This window comes from Pseudomonas sp. V88_4 (assembly GCF_029967985.1).
In the GTDB taxonomy this organism is placed as follows: Bacteria; Pseudomonadota; Gammaproteobacteria; order Pseudomonadales; family Pseudomonadaceae; genus Aquipseudomonas; species Aquipseudomonas glycinae.
Genome location: NZ_JASCAF010000046.1, coordinates 143006 through 165472, shown reverse-complemented (window position 1 = coordinate 165472; position 22467 = coordinate 143006). Strand labels below are relative to the sequence as shown.

At 62.0% G+C, this 22467-nt stretch carries 14 protein-coding genes and 1 other RNA gene; 10 read left to right on the top strand and 5 right to left on the bottom strand.

Going from position 1 to position 22467, the window contains the following annotated elements; translation table 11 throughout:
* Nucleotides 1–29: 29 nt before the first annotated feature.
* From guaD to xdhA, 4 genes are all read right to left on the bottom strand, one after another.
* The gene (guaD, locus tag QLG12_RS25440; RefSeq protein ID WP_197869507.1) at nt 30–1334 is read right to left on the bottom strand and encodes a guanine deaminase; all 1305 of its coding nucleotides are present in this window, start codon (nt 1332–1334) and stop codon (nt 30–32) included.
* Nucleotides 1335–1347: 13 nt separating this feature from the next.
* Complete coding sequence (xdhC, locus tag QLG12_RS25435; protein WP_197869506.1) at nt 1348–2205, bottom strand: xanthine dehydrogenase accessory protein XdhC; 858 nt, start codon at nt 2203–2205, stop codon at nt 1348–1350.
* Between the two features lie 144 nt (nt 2206–2349).
* A complete protein-coding gene (gene xdhB, locus QLG12_RS25430; RefSeq protein WP_282475423.1) occupies nt 2350–4749 on the bottom strand; it encodes a xanthine dehydrogenase molybdopterin binding subunit in 2400 nt (799 codons plus the stop codon).
* Nucleotides 4742–6196: a xanthine dehydrogenase small subunit gene (xdhA, locus tag QLG12_RS25425; protein WP_197869504.1), complete on the bottom strand. Its 1455-nt coding sequence runs from the start codon at nt 6194–6196 to the stop codon at nt 4742–4744. Before xdhA ends, xdhB begins: the two co-directional genes overlap by 8 nt.
* Before the next feature lie 266 nt (nt 6197–6462).
* Between xdhA and QLG12_RS25420 the strand changes: the two genes are divergently transcribed.
* From QLG12_RS25420 to QLG12_RS25390, 7 genes are all read left to right on the top strand, one after another.
* Nucleotides 6463–7122 carry a GntR family transcriptional regulator gene (locus QLG12_RS25420; protein WP_011333269.1) on the top strand — a complete coding sequence of 220 codons (660 nt, stop codon included), beginning with the start codon at nt 6463–6465 and terminating at the stop codon, nt 7120–7122.
* 2 nt (nt 7123–7124) lie between these two features.
* On the top strand, nt 7125–10613 hold the full coding sequence (smc, locus tag QLG12_RS25415) for a chromosome segregation protein SMC (RefSeq protein ID WP_197869503.1): 3489 nt from the start codon (nt 7125–7127) through the stop codon (nt 10611–10613).
* A 313-nt stretch (nt 10614–10926) separates the two neighbouring features.
* Nucleotides 10927–11793 carry a cell division protein ZipA gene (gene zipA / locus QLG12_RS25410; RefSeq protein WP_064378762.1) on the top strand — a complete coding sequence of 289 codons (867 nt, stop codon included), beginning with the start codon at nt 10927–10929 and terminating at the stop codon, nt 11791–11793.
* Nucleotides 11794–11880: 87 nt separating this feature from the next.
* Nucleotides 11881–14238, top strand: coding sequence for an NAD-dependent DNA ligase LigA (gene ligA / locus QLG12_RS25405; RefSeq protein ID WP_197869502.1), 2358 nt, complete (start codon nt 11881–11883; stop codon nt 14236–14238).
* Between the two features lie 68 nt (nt 14239–14306).
* Entirely contained in the window at nt 14307–15473 is a 1167-nt protein-coding gene (locus QLG12_RS25400) for a putative zinc-binding metallopeptidase (RefSeq protein ID WP_197869501.1), read from the top strand.
* Nucleotides 15474–15584: 111 nt separating this feature from the next.
* An RNA gene (gene ffs, locus QLG12_RS25395) (signal recognition particle sRNA small type) lies at nt 15585–15681 on the top strand.
* 216 nt (nt 15682–15897) lie between these two features.
* Nucleotides 15898–17856 (top strand): hypothetical protein, encoded by a 1959-nt coding sequence (locus QLG12_RS25390; RefSeq protein ID WP_282475422.1) that lies wholly within the window; start codon nt 15898–15900, stop codon nt 17854–17856.
* Between the two features lie 9 nt (nt 17857–17865).
* On the opposite strand, the gene QLG12_RS25385 is transcribed toward QLG12_RS25390, so the two are convergent.
* Nucleotides 17866–18615: a transporter substrate-binding domain-containing protein gene (locus QLG12_RS25385; RefSeq protein ID WP_282475421.1), complete on the bottom strand. Its 750-nt coding sequence runs from the start codon at nt 18613–18615 to the stop codon at nt 17866–17868.
* A gap of 145 nt (nt 18616–18760) precedes the next feature.
* On the opposite strand from QLG12_RS25385, the gene dnaX reads away from it, so the two are divergent.
* From dnaX to QLG12_RS25370, 3 genes are all read left to right on the top strand, one after another.
* Complete coding sequence (gene dnaX, locus QLG12_RS25380) at nt 18761–20821, top strand: DNA polymerase III subunit gamma/tau (RefSeq protein ID WP_282475420.1); 2061 nt, start codon at nt 18761–18763, stop codon at nt 20819–20821.
* Between the two features lie 67 nt (nt 20822–20888).
* Nucleotides 20889–21227 carry a YbaB/EbfC family nucleoid-associated protein gene (locus QLG12_RS25375; protein ID WP_007951650.1) on the top strand — a complete coding sequence of 113 codons (339 nt, stop codon included), beginning with the start codon at nt 20889–20891 and terminating at the stop codon, nt 21225–21227.
* Nucleotides 21228–21375: 148 nt separating this feature from the next.
* Nucleotides 21376–22410 carry an NADP-dependent oxidoreductase gene (locus QLG12_RS25370; protein WP_282475419.1) on the top strand — a complete coding sequence of 345 codons (1035 nt, stop codon included), beginning with the start codon at nt 21376–21378 and terminating at the stop codon, nt 22408–22410.
* Nucleotides 22411–22467 lie beyond the last annotated feature (57 nt).

Genomic DNA, 22467 nt, shown 5'->3' with positions numbered 1-22467 from the left:
CACCGGGGGATTTTTTTGTCCGCAGAAAACTAGCGCTGGTGCACCAGCGCACCCGCCGCGTAAGTCTGGGCCACAGTGCGGTCATCGCCCAGGGTCATCAGTACGAACAGCGTTTCGGCAATGTTGTTGGCCTGCTTCAAGCGGTAGCTCAGCAGCGGGGTGGCGTTGTAGTCCAGCACCAGGAAGTCGGCGTCGGAGCCCGGTTGCAGGTTGCCGATCTTGTCTTCCAGACGCAGCGCTCGTGCACCACCGAGGGTGGCGAGGTACAGCGACTTGAACGGGCTCAGGCGCGCACCTTGCAGCTGCATCACCTTGTAGGCTTCGTTCAGGGTTTGCAGCAGCGAAAAACTGGTGCCGCCGCCGACGTCAGTCCCGAGGCCAACGTTCAGTTTGTGCTTCTCGGCCATTGGCAGGTTGAACAGGCCGCTGCCGAGGAAGAAGTTCGAGGTCGGGCAGAACGCGACTGCCGAACCGGTCTGCGCCAGGCGCGCGCATTCGTCGTCGCACAGGTGCACGCCGTGGGCGAACACCGAGCGCTCGCCGAGCAATTGGTAGTGATCGTAGACGTCCAGATAGCCCTTGCGCTCCGGGAACAGCGCCTTGACCCACTCGACTTCCTTGAGGTTTTCGCTGATGTGGGTCTGCATGTACAGATCCGGGTATTCGCTGAGCAACTGGCCGGCGAGCGTCAGCTGCTCCGGGGTGCTGGTCGGGGCGAAACGCGGGGTGACCGCATAGTGCAGACGGCCCTTGCCGTGCCAGCGCTCGATCAGCGCCTTGCTGTCGACGTAGCTCGACTCCGGAGTGTCGGTCAGGTAGTCCGGCGCGTTGCGGTCCATCATCACCTTGCCGGCGATCATGCGCAGATCCAGCTTCTCGGCCGCTTCGAAGAACGAGTTCACTGACTGCGGGTGCACGCTGCCGAACACCAGCGCGGTGGTGGTGCCGTTGCGCAGCAGTTCCTTGATGAAGATGTCCGCCACTTCATCGGCGTGGGCCTTGTCGGCGAACTGGCTTTCGCACGGGAAGGTGTAGGTGTTCAGCCAGTCCAGCAGTTGCTCACCATAGGCGCCGACCATGCCGGTCTGCGGCAGGTGGATGTGGGTGTCGATGAAGCCCGGGGTGATCAGCGCATCCTTGTGATGGGTGATCTCGATGTCCGCCGGCAGCGTCGGCAGCAGCTCGCTGGCGTGGCCGAGGGCGCTGATCTTGCCGCCATCGACCACTAGCAGGCCGTCCTCGAAATACTCGTAGGAGGCTTCGATGCCGACCTCGGCAGGGTCGGCGATGCTGTGCAGGATGGCGGCGCGGTAGGCTTTGCGAGTCAGAGGCATGAGGGTTCTCTAATCAGTTTGAGGCTTTGAGTGTGGCGGCCTGACTGCGGCGTGAAACCGGCAGCAGTTTGGCAATCGGTTCGGCGCTGGCGGTGTGCTGGCCGAAATTGGCGTTATAGGTGGCGATGATTTCGCCGGCGATGGAGATGGCGATTTCCACAGGCAACTTGCCTTTGACTTCGCCGATGCCCATCGGGCAGCGCATGCGTTGCACGACGCTGGCGTCGAAGCCACGGTCACGCAGGCGATGTTCGAACTTGGCCCGCTTGGTCTTCGAGCCGATCAGGCCGAACCAGGTGAAGTCGTTGCGCTTGAGGATCGCGGCGGTGAGTTCCAGATCCAGCTGATGGTTGTGGGTCATGACGATGCAGTAGCTGCCGGCGGGCAGGTCGTCGATTTCATCCACCGGTTCCTCGGCGACGATCTCGCGCACGCCGTGGGGAATCTGTTCGGGGAATTCTTCTTCCCGGGAATCGATCCAGCGCACCCGGCAGGGCAGGCTGGCGAGCAAGGGTACCAGCGCGCGGCCGACATGACCGGCGCCGAACACGGCGATCTGCGCCTGCACCTGGCCCATCGGTTCGAACAGCAGCACCGTGGCGCCGCCGCAGCACTGGCCCAGACTGGCGCCGAGGCTGAAGCGCTCCAGATGCGTGTCCTGCCTGCCGCTTGCGAGCATGTCGCGGGCGATCTGCATGGCTTTGTACTCCAGGTGCCCGCCACCGATGGTGTCGAACGTCTGGCGGGCGCTGACGACCATCTTCGAGCCGGCATTGCGCGGCGTCGAGCCGAGCTCTTCGATGATCGTCACCAGAACGCAGGGTTCGCCCTGGTTCTGCAGGTCGGCGAGGGCGTCGATCCAGTTGTACATGTTCACCTCGACATCTGTCGTTGTCTGTTCGGGCCTCATCGCTGGCAAGCCAGCTCCCACAGGATTTGCGGTGTGACACCTATCGGGTAATCACCACAAAACCCTGTGGGAGCGGGCTTGCCCGCGATGGCCGCGCCTCGGTCCTTAGAGCGGAGCCAACTCGGTTTCAGCTTCGACGGCTTTCACCGCCTTGAGCTGGCGCATCTGCTCGCAACCCCACAACACCCGCTCCGGGGTCGCCGGTGCGTCGATCTTCGGCTGATGCTTGTAGTCGCCGAGGCTGGCCACCGCATCCTTGATTGCGCACCACGCGGCGATGCCGAGCATGAACGGCGGCTCGCCCACAGCCTTGGAGTGGAACACCGTGTCTTCCGGGTTCTTGCGGTTTTCCACCAGTTTCACCCGCAGGTCCAGCGGCATGTCTGCCACGGCCGGTATCTTGTAGCTGGCCGGGCCGTTGGTCATCAGCTTGCCCTTGTTGTTCCACACCAGTTCTTCCATGGTCAGCCAGCCCATGCCCTGAACGAAACCGCCCTCGACCTGGCCAATGTCGATGGCCGGGTTCAGCGAGGCGCCGACGTCGTGGAGGATGTCGGTACGCAGCATTTTGTATTCGCCGGTCAGGGTGTCGACGATCACTTCGCAGCACGCCGCGCCGAAGGCGAAGTAGTAGAACGGCCGACCACGGGCCTGGCTGCGGTCGTAGTAGATTTTCGGGGTCTTGTAGAACCCGGTGCTCGACAGCGACACCTGATTGAAATACGCCAGCTGGATCAGCGCTTCGAAGGTCAGGATATGGTCACGAACGCGCACGTGGCCGTTGTGGAATTCCACGTCCTCTTCGCTGACCTTGTAGTGCCGCGCAGCGAATTCGACCAGCCGCTGCTTGATTGTCTCGGCAGCGTTCTGCGCCGCTTTGCCGTTGAGGTCGGCACCGCTGGAGGCCGCGGTCGGCGAGGTGTTCGGCACCTTGTCGGTGTTGGTCGCAGTGATCTGCACGCGGTCCATTTCGACCTGGAACACTTCGGCCACGACTTGCGCGACTTTGGTGTTCAGGCCCTGGCCCATTTCAGTACCGCCGTGGTTCAGGTGGATGCTGCCGTCGGTGTAGACGTGCACCAGTGCACCGGCCTGATTGAGGAAGCTGGCAGTGAAGGAAATACCGAATTTCACCGGGGTCAGCGCCAGGCCTTTTTTTAGGATCGGGCTGTTGGCGTTGTAGCGACGGATCGCTTCGCGGCGCTCGGCGTACTGGCTGCTTTCTTCCAGCTCGGCGGTCATCTCTTCGAGCATGTTGTGCTCGACGGTCTGGTAGTAATGGGTGACGTTGCGCTCGGTCTTGCCGTAATAGTTGGCCTTGCGCACGGCCAGCGGATCGAGGTTGAGGTGACGGGCGATGGCGTCCATCACTTCTTCGATCGCGACCATTCCTTGCGGGCCGCCGAAGCCACGGTACGCGGTGTTCGACGCGGTGTTGGTTTTGCAGCGGTGGCCGTTGATGGTCGCATCGCCCAGGTAGTACGAGTTGTCCGAGTGGAACATCGCCCGGTCGACAATCGAGGCCGACAGGTCAGGCGAGCAGCCGCAGTTACCGGCCAGATCCATCGCGATGCCGTGCAGGCGTCCGGTGCTGTCGAAGCCGACGTCGTACTCGACGTAGAACGGGTGACGCTTGCCGGTCATCAGCATGTCTTCGACACGCGGCAGGCGCATCTTGGTCGGCTGGCCGGTGAGGTGCGCGATCACCGCACACAGACACGCCGGGCTCGCGGCCTGAGTTTCCTTGCCGCCGAAACCACCGCCCATGCGGCGCATGTCGACCACGATCTTGTTCATCGACACGTCGAGGACTTCAGCCACCAGTTTCTGCACTTCGGTGGGGTTCTGGGTCGAGCAGTAGACCATCATGCCGCCGTCTTCGGTCGGCATCACCGAGGAGATCTGGGTCTCCAGATAGAAGTGTTCCTGGCCGCCGATGTGCAGCGTGCCTTGAATGCGATGTTCAGCCGTGGCCAACGCATTGGCTGAATCGCCGCGTTGATGGGTGTGGCTGTCGAGCACGAAGTGGCGTTTGCGCAGGGCTTCGACCACGTCGAGCACCGGCTCCAGATCTTCGTATTCGATGATCGCGGCCATGGCGGCCTTGCGTGCGGTTTCCAGGTCCTTTGCGGCCACGGCCAGCACCGGCTGACCGACGAACTGCACGTCATCGATGGCCAGCAGCGGATCGCCCGGCAGCAGCGGGCCGATGTCTTTCAGGCCCGGCACGTCTTCGTGGGTGATGGCGATGCGCACGCCTTCGAAGGCGTAGCAGGGCTGGGTGTCGATGCTGATGATTTTCGCGTGGGCGCGATCCGACAACCGCGCGTAAACGTGCAACTGGTTGGGGAATTCCAGACGGTCATCGATGTACTGCGCTTCACCGGACACATGCTTGGCGGCGCTGTCGTGCTTGACGCTGCGGCCGACACCGGTGGTCAGGTCCCTGGCGAACAGTTCAGCCAGTTCAGCTTGCGTTTTCTCTACGCCGTGATGGTTAGACATAAGCGGTCACCCGAGTCTCGATGTGCGGTGTTTGCAGTTCGATGAAGTATTTGCGCAGCAGGTTCTGCGCGCTGAGCAGGCGATATTCCTTGCTGGCGCGGAAGTCCGAGAGCGGGGTGAAATCCTCGCCCAGCGCGGTGCAGGCACGTTCGACCACTGCGTTGTTGAACGGCTGACCGAGCAGCACGGCTTCACAATGAGCGGCGCGTTTCGGGATCGCGGCCATGCCGCCGAAGGCGACGCGGGCGTCGGTGATCACGCCGTTCTCGACCCGCAGGTTGAACGCGGCGCAGACGGCGGAGATGTCGTCGTCCAGACGCTTGGAGACTTTGTAGGCGCGGAAGCGCTGATCGGCCGTGGCGCGAGGCACGATGATTTTCTCGATGAACTCGCTTTCCTGGCGCGCGGTGACCCGGTAATCGATGAAGTAATCCTCGAGTGCCAGCGTGCGGCGGGTCTCGCCCTTGCACAGCACGATCTGCGCGCCGAGGGCGATCAGCAGGGGTGGCGAGTCACCGATCGGCGAGGCGTTGCCGATGTTGCCGCCCAAAGTGCCCTGGTTGCGGATCTGCAGGGAGGCGAAGCGGTGCAGCAGTTCGCCGAAGTCCGGGTACTCGGCGTTCAGCGCTTCGTAGCAGTCGGAGAGGGCGGTGGCGGCGCCGATTTCAATGCGATCCTCGAAGTGCTCGATGCGCTTCATTTCGGCGACGTTGCCGACGTAGATCATCACCGGCAGGGTGCGGTGGAACTGCGTGACTTCCAGCGCCAGATCGGTGCCGCCGGCCAGCAGCCGGGCCTGTGGATAGGCGTCGTAGAGGTCGGCCAGATCGGCCACGGTCAGTGGCACCAGGCAGCGTTTGTCGCCGCTGTTGAGTTCGCCTATGGACGTCGGGGCAATGGCTTTGAGGCGGGAGATGGTTTCCGCTTCCCGGGCGTCGAACTGGTCCGGTTGCTTGCTGCAGCAGGATTGCTCGGCGGCGGCCAGGATCGGCCGGTAGCCGGTGCAGCGGCAGAGGTTGCCGGCCAGTGCTTCGTGGGCCTTGGCCTGATCCGGTGCATCACTGTTCTTTTGCAGGGCGAACAGTGACATCACGAAGCCGGGGGTGCAGAAACCGCACTGCGAACCGTGGCACTCGACCATGGCTTTCTGCACGCTGTGCAGTTCGCCCTTGTGCTTGAGGTCTTCGACGCTGATGAGTTGTTTGCCATGCAGCGACGAAACGAACGTCAGGCACGAGTTGAGGCTGCGATAGCGAATGTGCTCGCGGCCATCGTCATCCGTCTGCAACTCGCCGACCACCACCGTACAGGCGCCGCAGTCACCGCTGGCGCAGCCTTCTTTGGTGCCGGATTTACCCACGTGTTCACGCAGGTAGTTGAGCACAGTCAGGTTCGGGTCCAGGGCGTGCTCGCTACGGAGTTCCTGGTTAAGTAAAAACTGGATCACGGAAGGCCTCGCAGACTCATTATTGTTGTTGAGCGACTTGAGCCGAATTTAGCAGGTCTGACTTTTCGGTCAATGGTTTTCTGACTTAAAGGTCAGGAAAAACCGTTTTGTCGCTCAACCACGTGTCTCTTCAGTATTGACCCTCATTGGATCAAGCGCTTTTTTGCGGGATTCGTGCCAAAAACCGCTGTGCGGGCACTCCGCCATGACCGCGCATTGCGCTACACTGCGCCGCTTGTGCAGATCGAAGAGTTTGAAGGACAACCATGACGTTCAAGGCGCCGGACAGCCTCGCCGAGCAAATCGCTCACCACCTCGCCGAACGGATCATTCGCGGCGAAATGAAGCCGGGAGAGCGCATCCAGGAACAAAAGGTCACGCTGGCGCTGAACGTCAGCCGCGGCTCTGTCCGCGAAGCCTTGCTGATCCTCGAGCGCCGTCACCTGATCGCGATCCTGCCGCGCCGAGGCGCCCACGTCACCGAACTGACGGCGCACAAGGTGCAGAGCCTGTGCACGTTGATGAGCGAGTTGTACATCCTGCTCGGCAACGCCGTGGCCAATGGCTGGCAGACGCAGGCCGACATGGCGCCGTTCGTGCAGATCCAGCAGCGCCTGACCGCCAGCTACGAGCGTCAGGACATCCGCACCTTCGTCGACGACAGCTTCAACGTGATGCGCGCCGCGTACCCGTTCGCCAACAACCCGTACCTGCAGGAAACCGTCGAGAACCTGCAACCGGCCATGAGCCGTGCGTACTTCCTCGCGCTGGAACAGCGCAAGGCCGAGATGAGCGAGTTCCTCGAACTGTTCGAACGCCTGCTCGCCGCCGTCCTCGCCCGTGACCTGCCGCAGATCCGCATCGTGCTGACGGCTTACGCCCAGCGCAGCTGCGATCTGGTGGTGTCCGCGCTGACGGTTGCCTGACCTTGCGGCTCAAGTGCATCAAGCTGGCGGGGTTCAAATCCTTCGTCGATCCGACCACGGTGAACTTCCCCAGCAACATGGCGGCGGTCGTAGGGCCGAACGGTTGCGGCAAGTCGAACATCATCGACGCCGTGCGCTGGGTAATGGGCGAAAGCTCGGCCAAGAACCTGCGCGGCGAGTCGATGACCGACGTCATCTTCAACGGCTCGACCAGTCGCAAACCGGTGAGCCAGGCGAGCATCGAGCTGGTGTTCGACAACTCCGACGGCACGCTGCTGGGCGAGTGGGCGGCGTATGCGGAAATTTCGATCCGGCGCAAAGTGACCCGCGACAGCCAGACCACTTATTACCTCAACGGCGCCAAATGCCGTCGTCGCGACATCACCGACATCTTCCTCGGCACCGGCCTCGGCCCGCGCAGCTACTCGATCATCGAGCAGGGGATGATCTCCAAGCTGATCGAGTCCAAACCCGAAGACCTGCGTAATTTCATCGAAGAAGCCGCCGGCATCTCCAAGTACAAGGAGCGCCGGCGCGAAACCGAAAACCGCATCCGCCGCACCCACGAAAACCTTGCCCGCCTGACCGACTTGCGCGAAGAGCTCGAGCGCCAGCTCGAACGCCTGCACCGGCAGGCCGAGGCCGCCAAGAAGTATCAGGAATACAAGGCCGAAGAACGCCAGCTCAAGGCGCAATTGTCGGCCCTGCGCTGGCAGGATCTGAACGATCAGGTCGGTCAGCGTGAGTCGATTATCGGCAACCAGGAAATCAGCTTCGAAGCGCTGGTCGCCGAGCAACGCAACGCCGACGCCGCCATTGAACGCCTGCGCGACGGTCACCATGACCTGTCAGAGCGCTTCAATCTGGTGCAGGGGCGCTTCTATTCGGTCGGCGGCGACATCGCCCGGGTCGAGCAGAGCATCCAGCACGGCCAGCAGCGTTTGCGCCAATTGCAGGACGACCTGAAAGAAGCCGAGCGCGCGCGCCTGGAAACCGAATCGCACCTGGGCCACGACCGCACCTTGCTGCTGACCCTTGGCGAAGAACTCGATCAACTGACTCCCGAGCAGGAAATCACCAACGCCGCCGCCGAAGAAGCCGCCGCGGCGCTGGAAGATTCCGAAGCCGTCATGCACGGCTGGCAGGAGCAGTGGGACGCTTTCAACCTGACTGCCGCCGAACCCCGCCGTCAGGCCGAAGTGCAACAGTCGCGGATCCAGCAGCTGGAAACCAGCATGGAGCGTCTGGCCGATCGGCAAAAGCGTCTGGGTGAAGAGCGGGCGCTGCTGTCGGCCGATCCGGAAGACGCGGCGATCATGGAGCTCAGCGAACAGCTCGCCGAGTCCGAAGCCACCCTTGAAGATTTGCAGACCAGCGAAGCAGCCCAGGTCGAAAAACTTGAGCAACTGCGTCAGGAGTTGCAGCAGGCGCTCACTGCGCAGCAGCAGGCACAGGGCGATTTGCAGCGCCTCAATGGCCGCCTCGCATCGCTGGAAGCCTTGCAGCAAGCCGCGCTCGATCCGGGCACCGGCACTGCCGAGTGGCTGAAGGAACACAACCTCGCCGAGCGCCCGCGTCTGGCCGAAGGCCTGAAGGTCGAGGCCGGTTGGGAGCTGGCGGTGGAAACCGTGCTCGGCGCCGACCTGCAAGCGGTGCTGGTGGATGATTTCGACGGCTTCGATCTGTCCGGTTTCGAGCAGGGCGATCTGCGTTTGCTCAGCCCCGGCAACGATGGCGTGCGCGTGGCCGGAAGTCTGCTGGACAAGGTCGAGGCGCAGGTCGATCTGTCGCCCTGGCTCGCTCAGGTCAAGCCGGTCGACAGCCTTGAACAGGCACTGGCCCTGCGCGGCCAACTGGCTGCCGGGCAGAGCATGATCAGTCGTGACGGTTACTGGGTTGGCCGGCACTTTCTGCGGGTGCGCCGCGCCAGTGAAGCCGAAAGCGGCATGCTTGCGCGCGGCCAGGAAATCGAATCGCTGCATGCGGAACGCGAAGAGCGCGAAGCCACGGTCGAGGCCATGGAAACCCGTCTGCAAACCCTGCGCGCGCAACAGCGTCAGCAGGAAAACGGTCGCGAACATCTACGTCGCTTGCTGCAAGACGAAGCTCGTCAGCAAGGCGAATTGAAAGCTCAGCTGTCCGCCGGTAAAGCCAAGGCCGAGCAGTTGAACCTGCGTCGCACCCGCCTCGACGAAGAGCTGGTCGAACTCGCCGAGCAGCGCGAACTGGAACACGAAAACATCGGTGAAGCGCGGATCCAGTTGCAGAACGCCCTCGACGCCATGGCCCTCGACACCGAGCAGCGCGAATTGCTGCTGGCCCAGCGCGACAGTTTGCGCGAACGTCTGGATCGCGTGCGTCAGGAAGCGCGCCAGCACAAGGATCACGCCCACCAATTGGCCGTGCGTCTGGGTTCGCTGCGTGCGCAGCATGATTCGACTCGTCAGGCCCTTGAACGTCTGGAAATGCAGGCCGAGCGCCTTACCGAAAAACGTGAACAGCTCAGTCTGAATCTGGAGGAGGGCGAGGCGCCGCTGGAAGAGCTGCGCCTCAAGCTCGAAGAGTTGCTCGATAAGCGCATGAGCGTCGACGATGAACTCAAGACCGCGCAGATCGCTCTGGAAGACGCTGACCGCGAACTGCGCGACGCGGAAAAACGCCGGACCCAGGCCGAGCAGCAATCGCAATTGATCCGTGGTCAGCTCGAGCAGCAACGCATGGAATGGCAAGCCCTGACCGTGCGCCGCAAGGCTCTGCAGGATCAACTGCTGGAAGACGGCTACGATCTGCACGGTGTGCTCAACACCCTGACCGCCGAGGCCAGCGAGAAGGCTGCCGAGGAAGAGCTTGAACGCATCGCCGCGCGCATTCAGCGCCTGGGCGCGATCAACCTCGCGGCGATCGACGAATACCAGCAACAATCCGAGCGTAAACGTTATCTGGATGCCCAGGACGCCGATCTGGTCGAAGCCCTGGAGACCCTGGAAAACGTCATCCGCAAGATCGACAAGGAAACCCGTAACCGTTTCAAAGATACCTTTGATCAGATCAATGGCGGTTTACAGGCACTTTTCCCGAAAGTTTTCGGTGGCGGGCGGGCGTATTTGGAACTGACGGGCGAAGATCTACTCGATACAGGGGTGACGATCATGGCGCAACCGCCCGGGAAGAAGAACAGCACCATCCATTTGCTCTCCGGTGGCGAGAAGGCCCTGACCGCGCTGGCACTGGTTTTTGCGATCTTCAAATTGAATCCGGCGCCGTTCTGCATGCTCGATGAAGTTGACGCACCACTGGATGACGCTAACGTTGGACGCTACGCACGATTGGTCAAAGAGATGTCGCAGACCGTGCAGTTCATCTATATCACCCACAACAAGATCGCCATGGAAATGGCTGACCAGTTGATGGGCGTGACGATGCACGAGCCGGGTTGTTCGCGACTGGTAGCCGTGGATGTCGAGGAGGCGATGGCGATGGTGGACGCCTAGCGGCGCAGCTTCGAGCGATAAGCTGTGAGCTGTAAGAGAAGAGCTTGTGGCTTGTAGCTCGCAACTTGCAGCTGAGCTGCGCAAAGCTGACGACAGGTGGGCTATTTGAATGAAAGTGGCAATTCGACACAATTTGCGCGGCGATTTCGACAGACGGTGTAAAGTTGTCTTTGGTCGTGCTAGTTTAATGTCAATTTTTCGTATACGTGGGCAAAACGCCTGTCAGAACATAGAGTTGGCGCCACGTTTTAAAGCGGTTTGCACAGTGTAAACCCCTTATTTTTCAGCATTTTTTATAGAGGCACGGGATTACATGGAAATCGGTCTGCGCGAGTGGCTGATCGTCATCGGCATCATTGTGATAGCCGGTATTCTTTTCGATGGCTGGCGCCGTATGCGCGGCGGCAAGGGAAAACTGAAATTCCGTCTTGACCGAAGTCTGTCCAACCTGCCGGACGAGGACACCAGCGCCGAGCTGTTGGGCCCGGCCCGCGTGCTGGATACCCATAAAGAGCCGCAACTGGACGAACACGATCTGCCATCGGTGAGCATGCCGGCCCGCGAAGCACGCGAGCCTCGCGAATCCGGTTCCAAGCGCGGCAAGCGTGGCAGCAATGGTCCGGCCCAGGGCGACCTGAACCTCGATCTGGATCTGGACGGCGGCCCGAGTTTCAGCAGCCGCGACGATGATTTCGTCGAGCCTGCCGCCAAGTCGTCGCCGGCAGTGGCCGACAAGGATCAGCCGCAAGCCGAAGAAGTGCTGGTGATCAGCGTGATCTGCCGCGACCCGGCCGGCTTCAAGGGTCCGGCCCTGCTGCAGAACATTCTGGAAAGCGGTCTGCGTTTTGGCGAGATGGATATTTTCCACCGTCACGAAAGCATGGCCGGCAACGGTGAAGTGCTGTTCTCCATGGCCAATGCGGTTAAGCCGGGCATCTTCGATCTGGACGACATCGACCATTTCAGCACCCCGGCGGTGAGCTTCTTCCTCGGTCTGCCAGGCCCGCGTCATCCGAAGCAGGCCTTCGACGTGATGGTCGCCGCAGCCCGCAAGCTGTCCCAGGAACTGAACGGTGAATTGAAAGATGATCAGCGCAGCGTCCTGACCGCGCAGACCATCGAGCACTACCGTCAGCGCATCGTCGAATTCGAACGTCGCGCCCTGACCCAGAAGCGTTGATTGAAAAGGTTGCCTCGCAATAAAGGGGCAATCGGCAAAATAGATTGAGCAGCCTCGGCTGCTCTTTTGCTTTATGAGAGAACACCCATGACTGCCGCCAAAGACCGCATTCTAGAGCTGCGCGCTGAGCTCGATCAGCACAACTACCGTTATCACGTTCTCGATGAGCCGAGCATTCCGGATGCCGAGTACGACCGGTTGTTCCACGAGCTCAAGGCGCTGGAAGCGGCCAATCCGGAACTGATCACCAGCGACTCGCCGACCCAGCGCGTCGGCAGCGTGGCGCTGACCGCATTCACCCAGGTGCGTCACGAAGTGCCGATGCTCAGCCTCGGCAACGCCTTCGAAGAAACCGACATGCGCGAGTTCGACCGCCGGGTGACCGAGGGCCTGGATCTGCCGGCCGGTGATCTGTTCGGCGGTGGCGCGGCGGTGGAATACAGCTGCGAGCCGAAACTCGATGGTCTGGCGGTCAGCCTGTTGTATCAGGACGGCGTGCTGGTGCGCGGTGCCACGCGCGGCGACGGCACCACCGGCGAAGACATCAGCGTCAACGTGCGCACCGTGCGCAACATTCCGCTGAAGCTGCACGGCACGGGCTGGCCGGCGACCCTGGAAGTGCGCGGCGAGGTGTTCATGTCCAAGGCCGGTTTCGAACGCCTCAACGCCTCGCAACTGGAAGTCGGCGGCAAGACCTTCGCCAACCCGCGCAACGCCGCCGCCGGCAGTCTGCGCCAGCTGGATTCGAAGATCACCGCCAACCGGCCGCTGGAATTCTGCTGCTACGGCATCGGCCAAGTGTCCCACGATATTTCCGACACTCACATCGGCAACCTCAAGCAACTGCAAGCCTGGGGCATGCCGATCAGCCACGAATTGAAACTGGCCAAGGGCATCGGCGAATGCCTGGATTATTACCGCGATATCGGTGAGCGCCGTAATTCGCTGGCCTATGAAATCGACGGCGTTGTGTTCAAGGTCAACAGCATTGCCGACCAGCGCGAACTGGGCTTCCGCGCCCGTGAACCACGCTGGGCCATCGCCCACAAATTCCCGGCCATGGAAGAACTCACCGAACTGCTCGACGTGGAATTCCAGGTCGGCCGCACCGGCGCCGTCACCCCAGTGGCGCGCTTGAAACCGGTCAAAGTCGCTGGCGTCACCGTGGCCAACGCCACGCTGCACAACATGGACGAAGTCGCCCGGCTGGGCCTGATGATCGGCGACACGGTAATCATTCGCCGCGCTGGCGATGTGATCCCGCAAGTGGTGCAAGTGGTCATGGAGCGCCGCCCTGAAGATGCGCGGCCGGTGCAGATTCCCGAGAGTTGCCCGGTCTGCGGTTCCCACGTCGAACGCACGCAACTGGTCAAGCGCAGCAAGGGCAAGGAAACCATCAGCGAAGGTGCGGTGTATCGCTGCGTCGGGCGGCTGGCCTGCGGTGCGCAACTGAAGCAGGCGATCATTCACTTCGTCTCCCGTCGGGCGATGGACATCGAAGGCCTGGGCGACAAGAGTGTCGAGCAGTTGGTCGATGAAGGCCTGGTCAGTTCGCCGGCTGATCTTTATGCGCTGAAGTTCGAGGACATCGTCGACCTCGAGGGCTTTGCCGAAGTGTCGAGCAACAAGCTGCTGGCCGCCATCGAAGACAGCAAGAAACCGGGTCTGGCACGCTTCATCTATGCGCTGGGCATTCCGGATGTCGGCGAGGAGACGGCCAAGGTTCTGGCCCGCTCGCTGGGGTCGCTGGAGCGTGTTCAGCAAGCCTTGCCGCAAGTGCTGACGTACTTGCCCGACATCGGCCTGGAAGTGGCCCACGAGATCCACAGTTTCTTTGAGGATGCGCACAACCAGCAGGTGATCACCGAGCTGCTGGGTCATGGTTTGCAGATTCAGGATCAGGGCGAGCTGGGCGCCGAGTTTGCCGCGAGCACCACGCTGGGCGGTTTCCTCGACAAGCTGCACATTCCTTCGGTCGGGCCGGGCGGGGCGCAGAAGCTGGCGGACAAGTTCGAATCGCTGGAAGGGGTGATGAACGCTGACTGGCTGGACATGCGCCAGGCATTGCCGGAGAAGCAGGCCAATTCGGTACGCGAGTTTTTCGCCTTGCCCGAACATCGTCAACTGGCTGAAGACGCCGAGAAGCAACTGCGCGATTTCGGTATGCACTGGCAGAGCGAAAAGAAAGTCGTCGAAGGCCTGCCATTGGCCGGGGAGACGTGGGTGCTGACCGGCAAGGTCGAGCTGATGAGCCGCGACGTCGCCAAGGAACACCTGGAAAGCCTCGGCGCCAAGGTCGCCGGTTCCGTGTCGGCCAAGACCCATTGCGTGGTCGCCGGGCCGGGCGCCGGGTCGAAACTGACCAAGGCCAACGAACTGGGCGTGAAGGTCATGGATGAGGAGGCGTTTATCGCGTTCCTGAAAGGTCACGGTATTTCCGCCTGACGCAACGCGCGGGAACGATCGACTCGCGGGAATGATCTAGTCTTGGCAAGACCAAGGGAGAGATCGCCATGTACCGCTTTTTCGAGCAGCTCAGTTCCCGCATCGTCGCGCCGTTCATGGGCGAGTCCTCGCGCAACAGCAAAATCTGGCCGTGCCGTTGCGGCCAGTCGCTGTTTTTTCGCAACAGTCAGTGCCTGGCCTGCAACGCGGCACTGGGCTATCAACCGGAACACAGTCGGCTGACCTCGCTGCAACCGGGCCCGCAGGAGGGCACCTGGACGCTGGATGTCGATCCCGAGGCCGGGCTGTTCCGGCGCTGCGCCAATCTCGACACTCCGGCGGCCTGCAACTGGCTGCTGCCCGCCAACGATCACGACACCCTGTGCGCGGCCTGCGCTCTGAACCGCACCATCCCCGATCTGTCCGTCCCGGAAAACCCCGAACGCTGGCGCAAGGTGGAAATCGCCAAGCGCCGACTGGTGGCGCAACTGATCAGCCTCGGCCTGCCGGTCGTCCCGAAAACCGTCGACGAAGCCACCGGCCTGGCCTTCGATTTCATCGGCGTCGATCTGCAAGGCAACGCGCCCATGACCGGCCACGCCAACGGCCTGATCACCCTCGACATCGCAGAAGCCGACGACGCCCATCGCGAGCGGGTCCGGGCGCAGATGCACGAACCGTATCGCACGCTGCTCGGGCACTTTCGCCATGAGGTCGGGCATTACTACTGGGATCGCCTGATCGACAATGGACTGTGGCTCGGTTCATTCCGCAATCTGTTCGGCGACGAGCGCGCCAGTTATGCCGAGGCGCTGGAACGGCATTATCAACAGGGCGCGCCGGCGGACTGGTCGCAGCACTACGTCAGCGCCTACGCCACCATGCATCCCTGGGAAGACTGGGCGGAAACTTGGGCGCATTACCTGCACATGATGGACGCGGTGGACACGGCGCTGGGTTTCGGCATGAGCGCCCGTGAGATGGATCTGGATTACCAGCCGTTTCCGCCGAGCACGCTGTACGACCCCGAGCACCCTGGCGGCGCGGCATTTCTGTCGTTCGTCAACGCGTGGATCGAACTGGCCGGCATGCTCAACGAACTGTCGCGCAGCATGGGGCAGCCGGATTTCTATCCCTTCGTCCTGCCACCCGCGGCGATCGCCAAGCTGCACTTCATTCATCTGGTGATCCAGCAAGAGGGCGGTCGCGCGGACGAGGTGCTGCAAGCGCAATAGCAAGTGCTTGAAGCCCTTCATATTTTTAATCTGCAACCAGCGGTTGTAACTTCGTCTCAGATAGGTACAATGGCGCGGCTCGCCGACAGGTGAGCGTCGTTATGGTGACCCTATCGGTCCCCCCGCAACGATCAGCCGTGAACCCGGTCAGGCCTGGAAGGGAGCAGCCGCAGCGGTGACATTGTGTGCCGGGGTGTGGCTGGTAGGGTTACCACCTTAACGACCCTCGAACGAATCAGACCGGACTGCATGGGTTTCGCCCACTGCGGTTTTTTTATGCCTGCGATTTGGCGCTTCGTCCTCAAACCCCTGCTCGCGAAGGTGTCGACGCCTCTTCAATCCCGCATACTCGCCACCACCGAAATAAATGAAGAGTCTGTCCAGGATCGACCGTGTGAGGTCTGCACCCTGGCCGCGAGGTTTTATGCTCCCGGAACATTCCGATTTATCCATCCCTGTGTTCTTGCCCGTCACGGATGAAACCTGCGCGAACCTGTTGCAGGCGGGTGGCGCCAAAGCCCTCGAAAGCCTGACTGATCCGGAATTGGCGGCGGTGCTGGTCATCCAGAATCTGGTGCAGACGAAAGAGCAGGATCTCGGCGCCGTGGCGGCAGAGAAGATTCTGGCCAGGCTCTTGTCCTGGGCTGCCGAAAAGCGGCAGTCAACAACGGCGGGCCTGCTGTCCGAAGCGCAGCGGCTGTTCGATCCGCGCAAACTGTATTTCGGCCTGAAGGTCCTGAATCCTCTGAACTTGCGTTTTCTGCTGACGGAAGAAATATCGGCGCGCGATTACTTATTGCCCGACGGCCAGTGGGATTTTGAATACAAAGTCCGTCGCCACCGCAGTCATGATCCGTTCAGCCAGCCGATCGTGACGCCCCGGCAGCGCGAGCGCTGGTTGAGCCCGGCACAGGACAAACTGGTCAGAACCTTCCGCGCCAACCTGGATGAAGACCTGCACGTTCAAGGCTACGCGGGGATCGGCAAAAGCCATCTGCTGGTCGCTTTGCTGGAGCATTTGCGCCCGGAAAAGACCTTATTGTTGGCGCGCACCCCGGCCAAGCTGGAGGTCCTTCGCCAGCGCATGACAGGGCCGAGCGAGAAGAAGGCCGGCAAGACCTTCCTGGCATTTGCGCAGTCACTGATGCTCGGGCGCAGGCCTCAGGCTGAAGGGGTGACTCGGATTCTGAGTCGGCAGGCGCTGGCGCAGGAACTGAATATCTACGGTTTCCACCACCACGATGGACAGGCGACCCTTGACCTCTGCCTCAAAGTGATCGAGCGCTATTGCCGCTTCCGCGATCACACCTTTTCGGCGAAGCATCTGCCGCATTTCAACCAGCCGCTCTCCAGCGTGGACGCTCAGGTGTTGCTGGAGTATTCGAGCCGGGTGTGGGGCTATCTCGAACTCAACCCGGCGTGGGGCAGCCAGACCGGCTTCGAAGCGCTGCTGATGATCAAGCGCGCCTGCATCGCCGGTTGCGTGGTGCCGGCGCGCTACACCCACGTGCTGATCGACGAGAGCCAGGACATTCCCGGCTCGCTGTTGCAGATCATCGAGCGCGGTCGGCAGGTACTGATCACCCTCGGCGACGAGTACCAGCAGGCCAGTGGCGTGCCGGTCAAACGGCACCGTGAGGTTCGCCAGAGCGATATCAGCTATTCCGTACGCTCGGGCCGCAACGTCGAACGACTGGTCAACCCGCTGATCGCCCGGCATTCGCAAAAGGGCAAGATTCCATTCGAGGGCGCCAGTGATGCTGACGTCGTCATCAAGGAGTACCCGGAAGGTTTCGTGCCGCCCGAGGGCTGCGTGGTCCTGACGGCATCGCTGTGGGACACGATGATCTGGGCCATCCACCTGCACGACTCCAACTGCAAATTCAGATTTCCGGACAAGCGAACCCAGGAAGGCCTCAAGCATTTCATGGCCACCGCCATCGAACTGTTCAAACCTGACTTCTACCGTTCCGAATTCAGCGAAAACGGCGTGCATCCGTACTTCAGCGACCTGCCAGACTGGCAGGCCGTTTGTGACGCCAATCAGTTCGACGAATCGTTTCTGCGGGTCAGGGCCAAGTTGGAAAACGGCTTCATGATTGCCGACCTGACGCGCCTGAACCGAATGATCGACAACGCCGGCAACGGCTGCCTGCTGATGCTCGCGGAAGAGGCGGGGGGCATGGAGTTCGACAAGGTGCTACTGACACCGGGGTTGCTGACCAACGAGAAATTCAAGGACGCCTACGCGTTCGATCAACGGATTTGCGCCGTGTACATCGCCATCTCCCGGGCCAGGTTGAAGCTTTACGTGCCGTACGATGTGGTTGAGTGGGTCGAGTATCACGAGTACCAGCAGTTTCGTGATACGGCTGGGCATTGAGGGTCTGGCTCACTGTTCACCGCTCGAGCTCCCGGTATACAACCGGATAATGTCATCAATCTCCCCCGATATTTTCATCCGCAGCAACGTCCTCAATATCCTCTGCACCGGTACTTTCGGATCGTTGCGTACGTAGCAACCGACCTGCTGCTCCTGCAATACCGCCACCCCTTGCAGTTGCTGCCCCGGCAGCAGGCGCTGGTTGAACCAGTCCAGCGTCCATTGATTGCTCACGGCGTAGCGGTAGCGACCGGCCAGGAGCTTGTCCAGGACCTGTTCCTGGTTGCGTGCGTCTTCGCGCCATAACCGGTCGGTGTCGAACAGCGGCTGAAGTGTTGGGTAGCTGTAGCCGAGCACGGTGCCGATCGATTGGCGGGGCAGGTGGGCCGGATCAGCGCTGGGCGGTTGGTCCTGGCGGCTGATCAGCAGGTCGCGCTGGAACAGCAGCGGAATGCTCCAGATGTAATCGCCGGACTGGTTCGGCAGCCACGATTGCGCGGCATAGCAGCGCACGTCGACCTCGCCGTGTTCCATGGCGTTCTGCACCCGGGCGCGGGGCAGGACGTGAAATTGCGCCGGCACGCCGACCTGGGTCGCGAGGCTGAGCATCATGTCGTAGAGAATGCCCTGGGTCGGACGGCCGCGTTCGATCTGCACCATCGGCATCGCCCAGCTGTCGGCAATTACGAAGCGCAGCGGCGGTTGCGACGCCATCGCGCTCAGGCTGATTCCCAGTATTGCCCCCACGGCCCACCGCATAAACGCTCCGGTAATTCCCGATCCCGAACCGATAAAAGCCCCTGCCCATGCAGCTTAGCCAGAATAGACGAGCACACCGGATGCAATTTTGCCCTTGCTCCGCTAGCATTAGCCGCTTCTGCTTCCTTTGCCGCGACGGTTTTCGATGAGTTATCAGGTTCTTGCACGTAAATGGCGTCCGCGCTCGTTCCGCGAAATGGTCGGCCAGACCCATGTGCTCAAGGCTCTGATCAATGCCTTGGACAGCCAGCGCCTGCACCACGCCTATCTCTTCACGGGTACGCGGGGCGTCGGCAAGACCACGATTGCGCGGATCATCGCCAAATGCCTGAACTGTGAAACAGGTATCACTTCAAGCCCGTGCGGCGAGTGTTCGGTGTGCCGCGAGATCGATGAAGGCCGTTTCGTCGACCTGATCGAGATCGACGCCGCGAGCCGGACCAAGGTCGAGGACACCCGCGAGCTGCTCGACAACGTGCAGTACGCCCCGAGCCGTGGGCGCTTCAAGGTCTACCTGATCGACGAAGTGCACATGCTCTCCAGCCATTCCTTCAATGCGCTGCTCAAAACCCTCGAAGAGCCTCCGCCCTACGTCAAGTTCATCCTGGCGACCACCGACCCGCAGAAACTTCCGGCAACGATTTTGTCGCGTTGCCTGCAGTTCTCCCTGAAGAACATGACGCCTGAGCGGGTCGTCGAGCATCTGACCCACGTTCTGGGCGCCGAAAATGTCCCGTTCGAAGACGACGCGCTGTGGCTGCTCGGCCGCGCGGCCGACGGTTCGATGCGTGACGCCATGAGCCTGACCGACCAGGCCATCGCCTTCGGTGAAGGCAAGGTGTTGGCCGCCGATGTGCGGGCGATGCTCGGTACGCTGGATCACGGCCAGGTTTACGACGTGCTGCACGCGCTGATCGAAGGCGACGCCAAGGCATTGCTTGAAGCGGTGCGTCATCTGGCCGAACAGGGGCCGGACTGGAACGGCGTGCTCTCGGAAATTCTCAACGTGCTGCACCGCGTCGCCATCGCCCAGGCCTTGCCGGAAGGTGTCGACAACGGCCACGGCGACCGTGACCGGGTGCTGGCACTGGCCCAGGCGTTGCCGGCCGAAGACGTGCAGTTCTATTACCAGATGGGCCTGATCGGTCGCCGCGACTTGCCGCTGGCGCCGGACCCGCGAGGCGGTTTCGAAATGGTCCTGCTGCGGATGCTGGCCTTCCGGCCGGCAGACACGGCGGACGCCCCGAGGCAACCGCTAAAGCCAGTGGGGATCAGCCAGGCCACAGTTGATTCCGCAAACTCAGTGGCTGCCGCGCCGAAACCTGCGCCGGTAGTTGCTGCGGCTGTTGCGCCGGCGCCAGCTCCCGAGCCTGCACCGGTTGCCCCGGTGATTGCGCCTGAACCCGTTCCTGAGCCAGAGCCAGAACCGGTCGCCGTCGAAGAAGTCGTCGACCTGCCGTGGAATGACCCGGTAGAGCCGGCGCCTGCGCAGCAGCCAGCGGTCGAGCCCGTTCTGGAAACCACCGCCGAACAACCCGATTTGCCGCCGATGCCGCTGCCGACCCCGGACAGCGTCGTGCCGGACGCCCCGGAGTGGGCCGCCGCGCCGATCCCCGAGCCATCGGTAGCCGAAGTCGATGCCGCCACGCCGGGCATGGACATGGACGACGAGCCGCCGCTCGACGAGGATTACATCGAACCGGACATGGATTCGGCCTACAGTTACCTCGACGATCTGGCCAGCGAACACGCCGCAGAACCGGCTCCCGAGCCCGAGCCGGAACCCGCCGCCGCGCCGGCCACCGGCCTGGCCCTGCAATGGCTGGAGCTGTTCCCGCAACTGCCAATCTCCGGGATGACCGGCAGCATTGCCGCCAACTGCACGCTGATCGCGGTCGATGGCGACAACTGGCTGATGCACCTGGACCCGGCCCACAGCGCCTTATTCAACGCCACCCAGCAGCGTCGTCTGAACGATGCGCTGAACCAGTTCCACGGGCGCACGCTGACCCTGACCATCGAGCTGATCAAGCCCGAGCAGGAAACCCCGGCCCAGGCGGCGTCCCGGCGCCGTGCCAACCGTCAGCGCGAGGCGGAGGAATCGATCCACGGCGATCCGTTCATCCAGCAGATGGTGCAGCAGTTCGGTGCGGTCGTGCGACACGATACTATTGAACCTGTCGACGCCCTGGCCAGTCAGGGCTAATAACTGAGGGCGTCCGTCCTGTATGGCCGGGCGCTGTTTTGATCCAAGTACTTTTGAGGTGATTCCCATGATGAAAGGTGGCATGGCCGGCCTGATGAAGCAGGCGCAGCAGATGCAGGAAAAAATGGCCAAGATGCAGGAAGAACTGGCCAACGCCGAAGTCACCGGCAAAGCCGGCGGCGATCTGGTCACCGTGGTGATGACCGGTCGTCATGACGTGAAGAAAGTCAGCATCGACCCGAGCGTACTGCCGGGCCTGGACGAAGACGACCGCGAAGTGGTCGAGGATCTGGTGGCTGCCGCCGTCAACGCCGCCGTGCGTCAGATCGAAGCCAACAGCCAGGCGAAAATGGGCAGCATGACCGCTGGCATGAACCTGCCGGCCGGTATGAAACTGCCGTTCTGATTCGCCTTTGCGGGTTGGATGAGCTACAAAAAATGCCAGGCATCGCGCCTGGCATTTTTGTTTCCGGCTGACGAAACATCGAACGCGCAATCGCTGCAACGGTCTGCTCCCTATACCACCGAATTCACCCTTCACAGGAGACGCTGACATGTCTGACCCACTGACCCTCAATCAACGCTTCGTGCTGGCCTCGCGTCCGGTGGGCGCGCCAACGCCCGAGAACTTCCGTCTGGAGCGCGAGGCGCTGCCGGACCTTGAAGAAGGCCAGGTGTTGCTCAAGACCCTGTACCTGTCGCTCGATCCCTACATGCGCGGACGCATGAGTGATGCGCCGTCCTACGCGGCGCCGGTACAAATCGGCGAGGTGATGACCGGCGGGGCTGTCAGCCGGGTCGAGCAGTCGCGTCATCCGAAATTCCACCCCGGCGATCTGGTGGTCGGTGCCACCGGTTGGCAAAGCCATAGCATCAGCGATGGCCGCAATATCATCCCGATCCCGTCCGGCCTGCCGAGTCCGTCGATGGCCCTCGGCGTGCTGGGCATGCCCGGCATGACCGCGTACATGGGGTTGATGGACATCGGCCAGCCAAAAGCAGGGGAGACCCTGGTGGTCGCCGCCGCTTCCGGCGCAGTGGGCTCGGTGGTCGGCCAGGTGGCGAAGATCAAAGGTCTGCGCGCCGTCGGCGTGGCCGGTGGTGCCGAGAAGTGCAAATACGTGGTCGAGGAACTGGGCTTCGACGCCTGTATCGATCACAAGGCACCGGACTTCGCCGAGCAACTGGCCAAGGCCTGCCCCAATGGCATCGACATCTATTACGAAAACGTCGGCGGCCATGTCTTCGATGCGGTCGTGCCACTGCTCAATCCCAAAGCGCGGATCCCGCTGTGCGGTCTGATTGCCGGGTACAACGCCTCCGAAGCACCGAAAGGCCCGGATCGTCTGCCTGCACTGCAACGCACCTTGCTGACCAAGCGCGTACGGATTCAGGGCTTCATCGTGTTCGACGACTACGGCGACCGTCAGCCGGAATTCATCAGTGCCATGGTGCCGTGGGTGCGCGATGGCAAGGTGAAGTTCCGCGAGGATGTGGTCGAGGGCCTGGAGCAGGCGCCTGAGGCGTTTATCGGGCTGCTGGAGGGGCGCAACTTCGGCAAACTGGTGGTGAAGGTCGCCCAGGACTGAGGATTTGACGCTGGCCGGAGGCGCGGGTATAAACCGCGTCTCGTTGTTTTGTCGGAC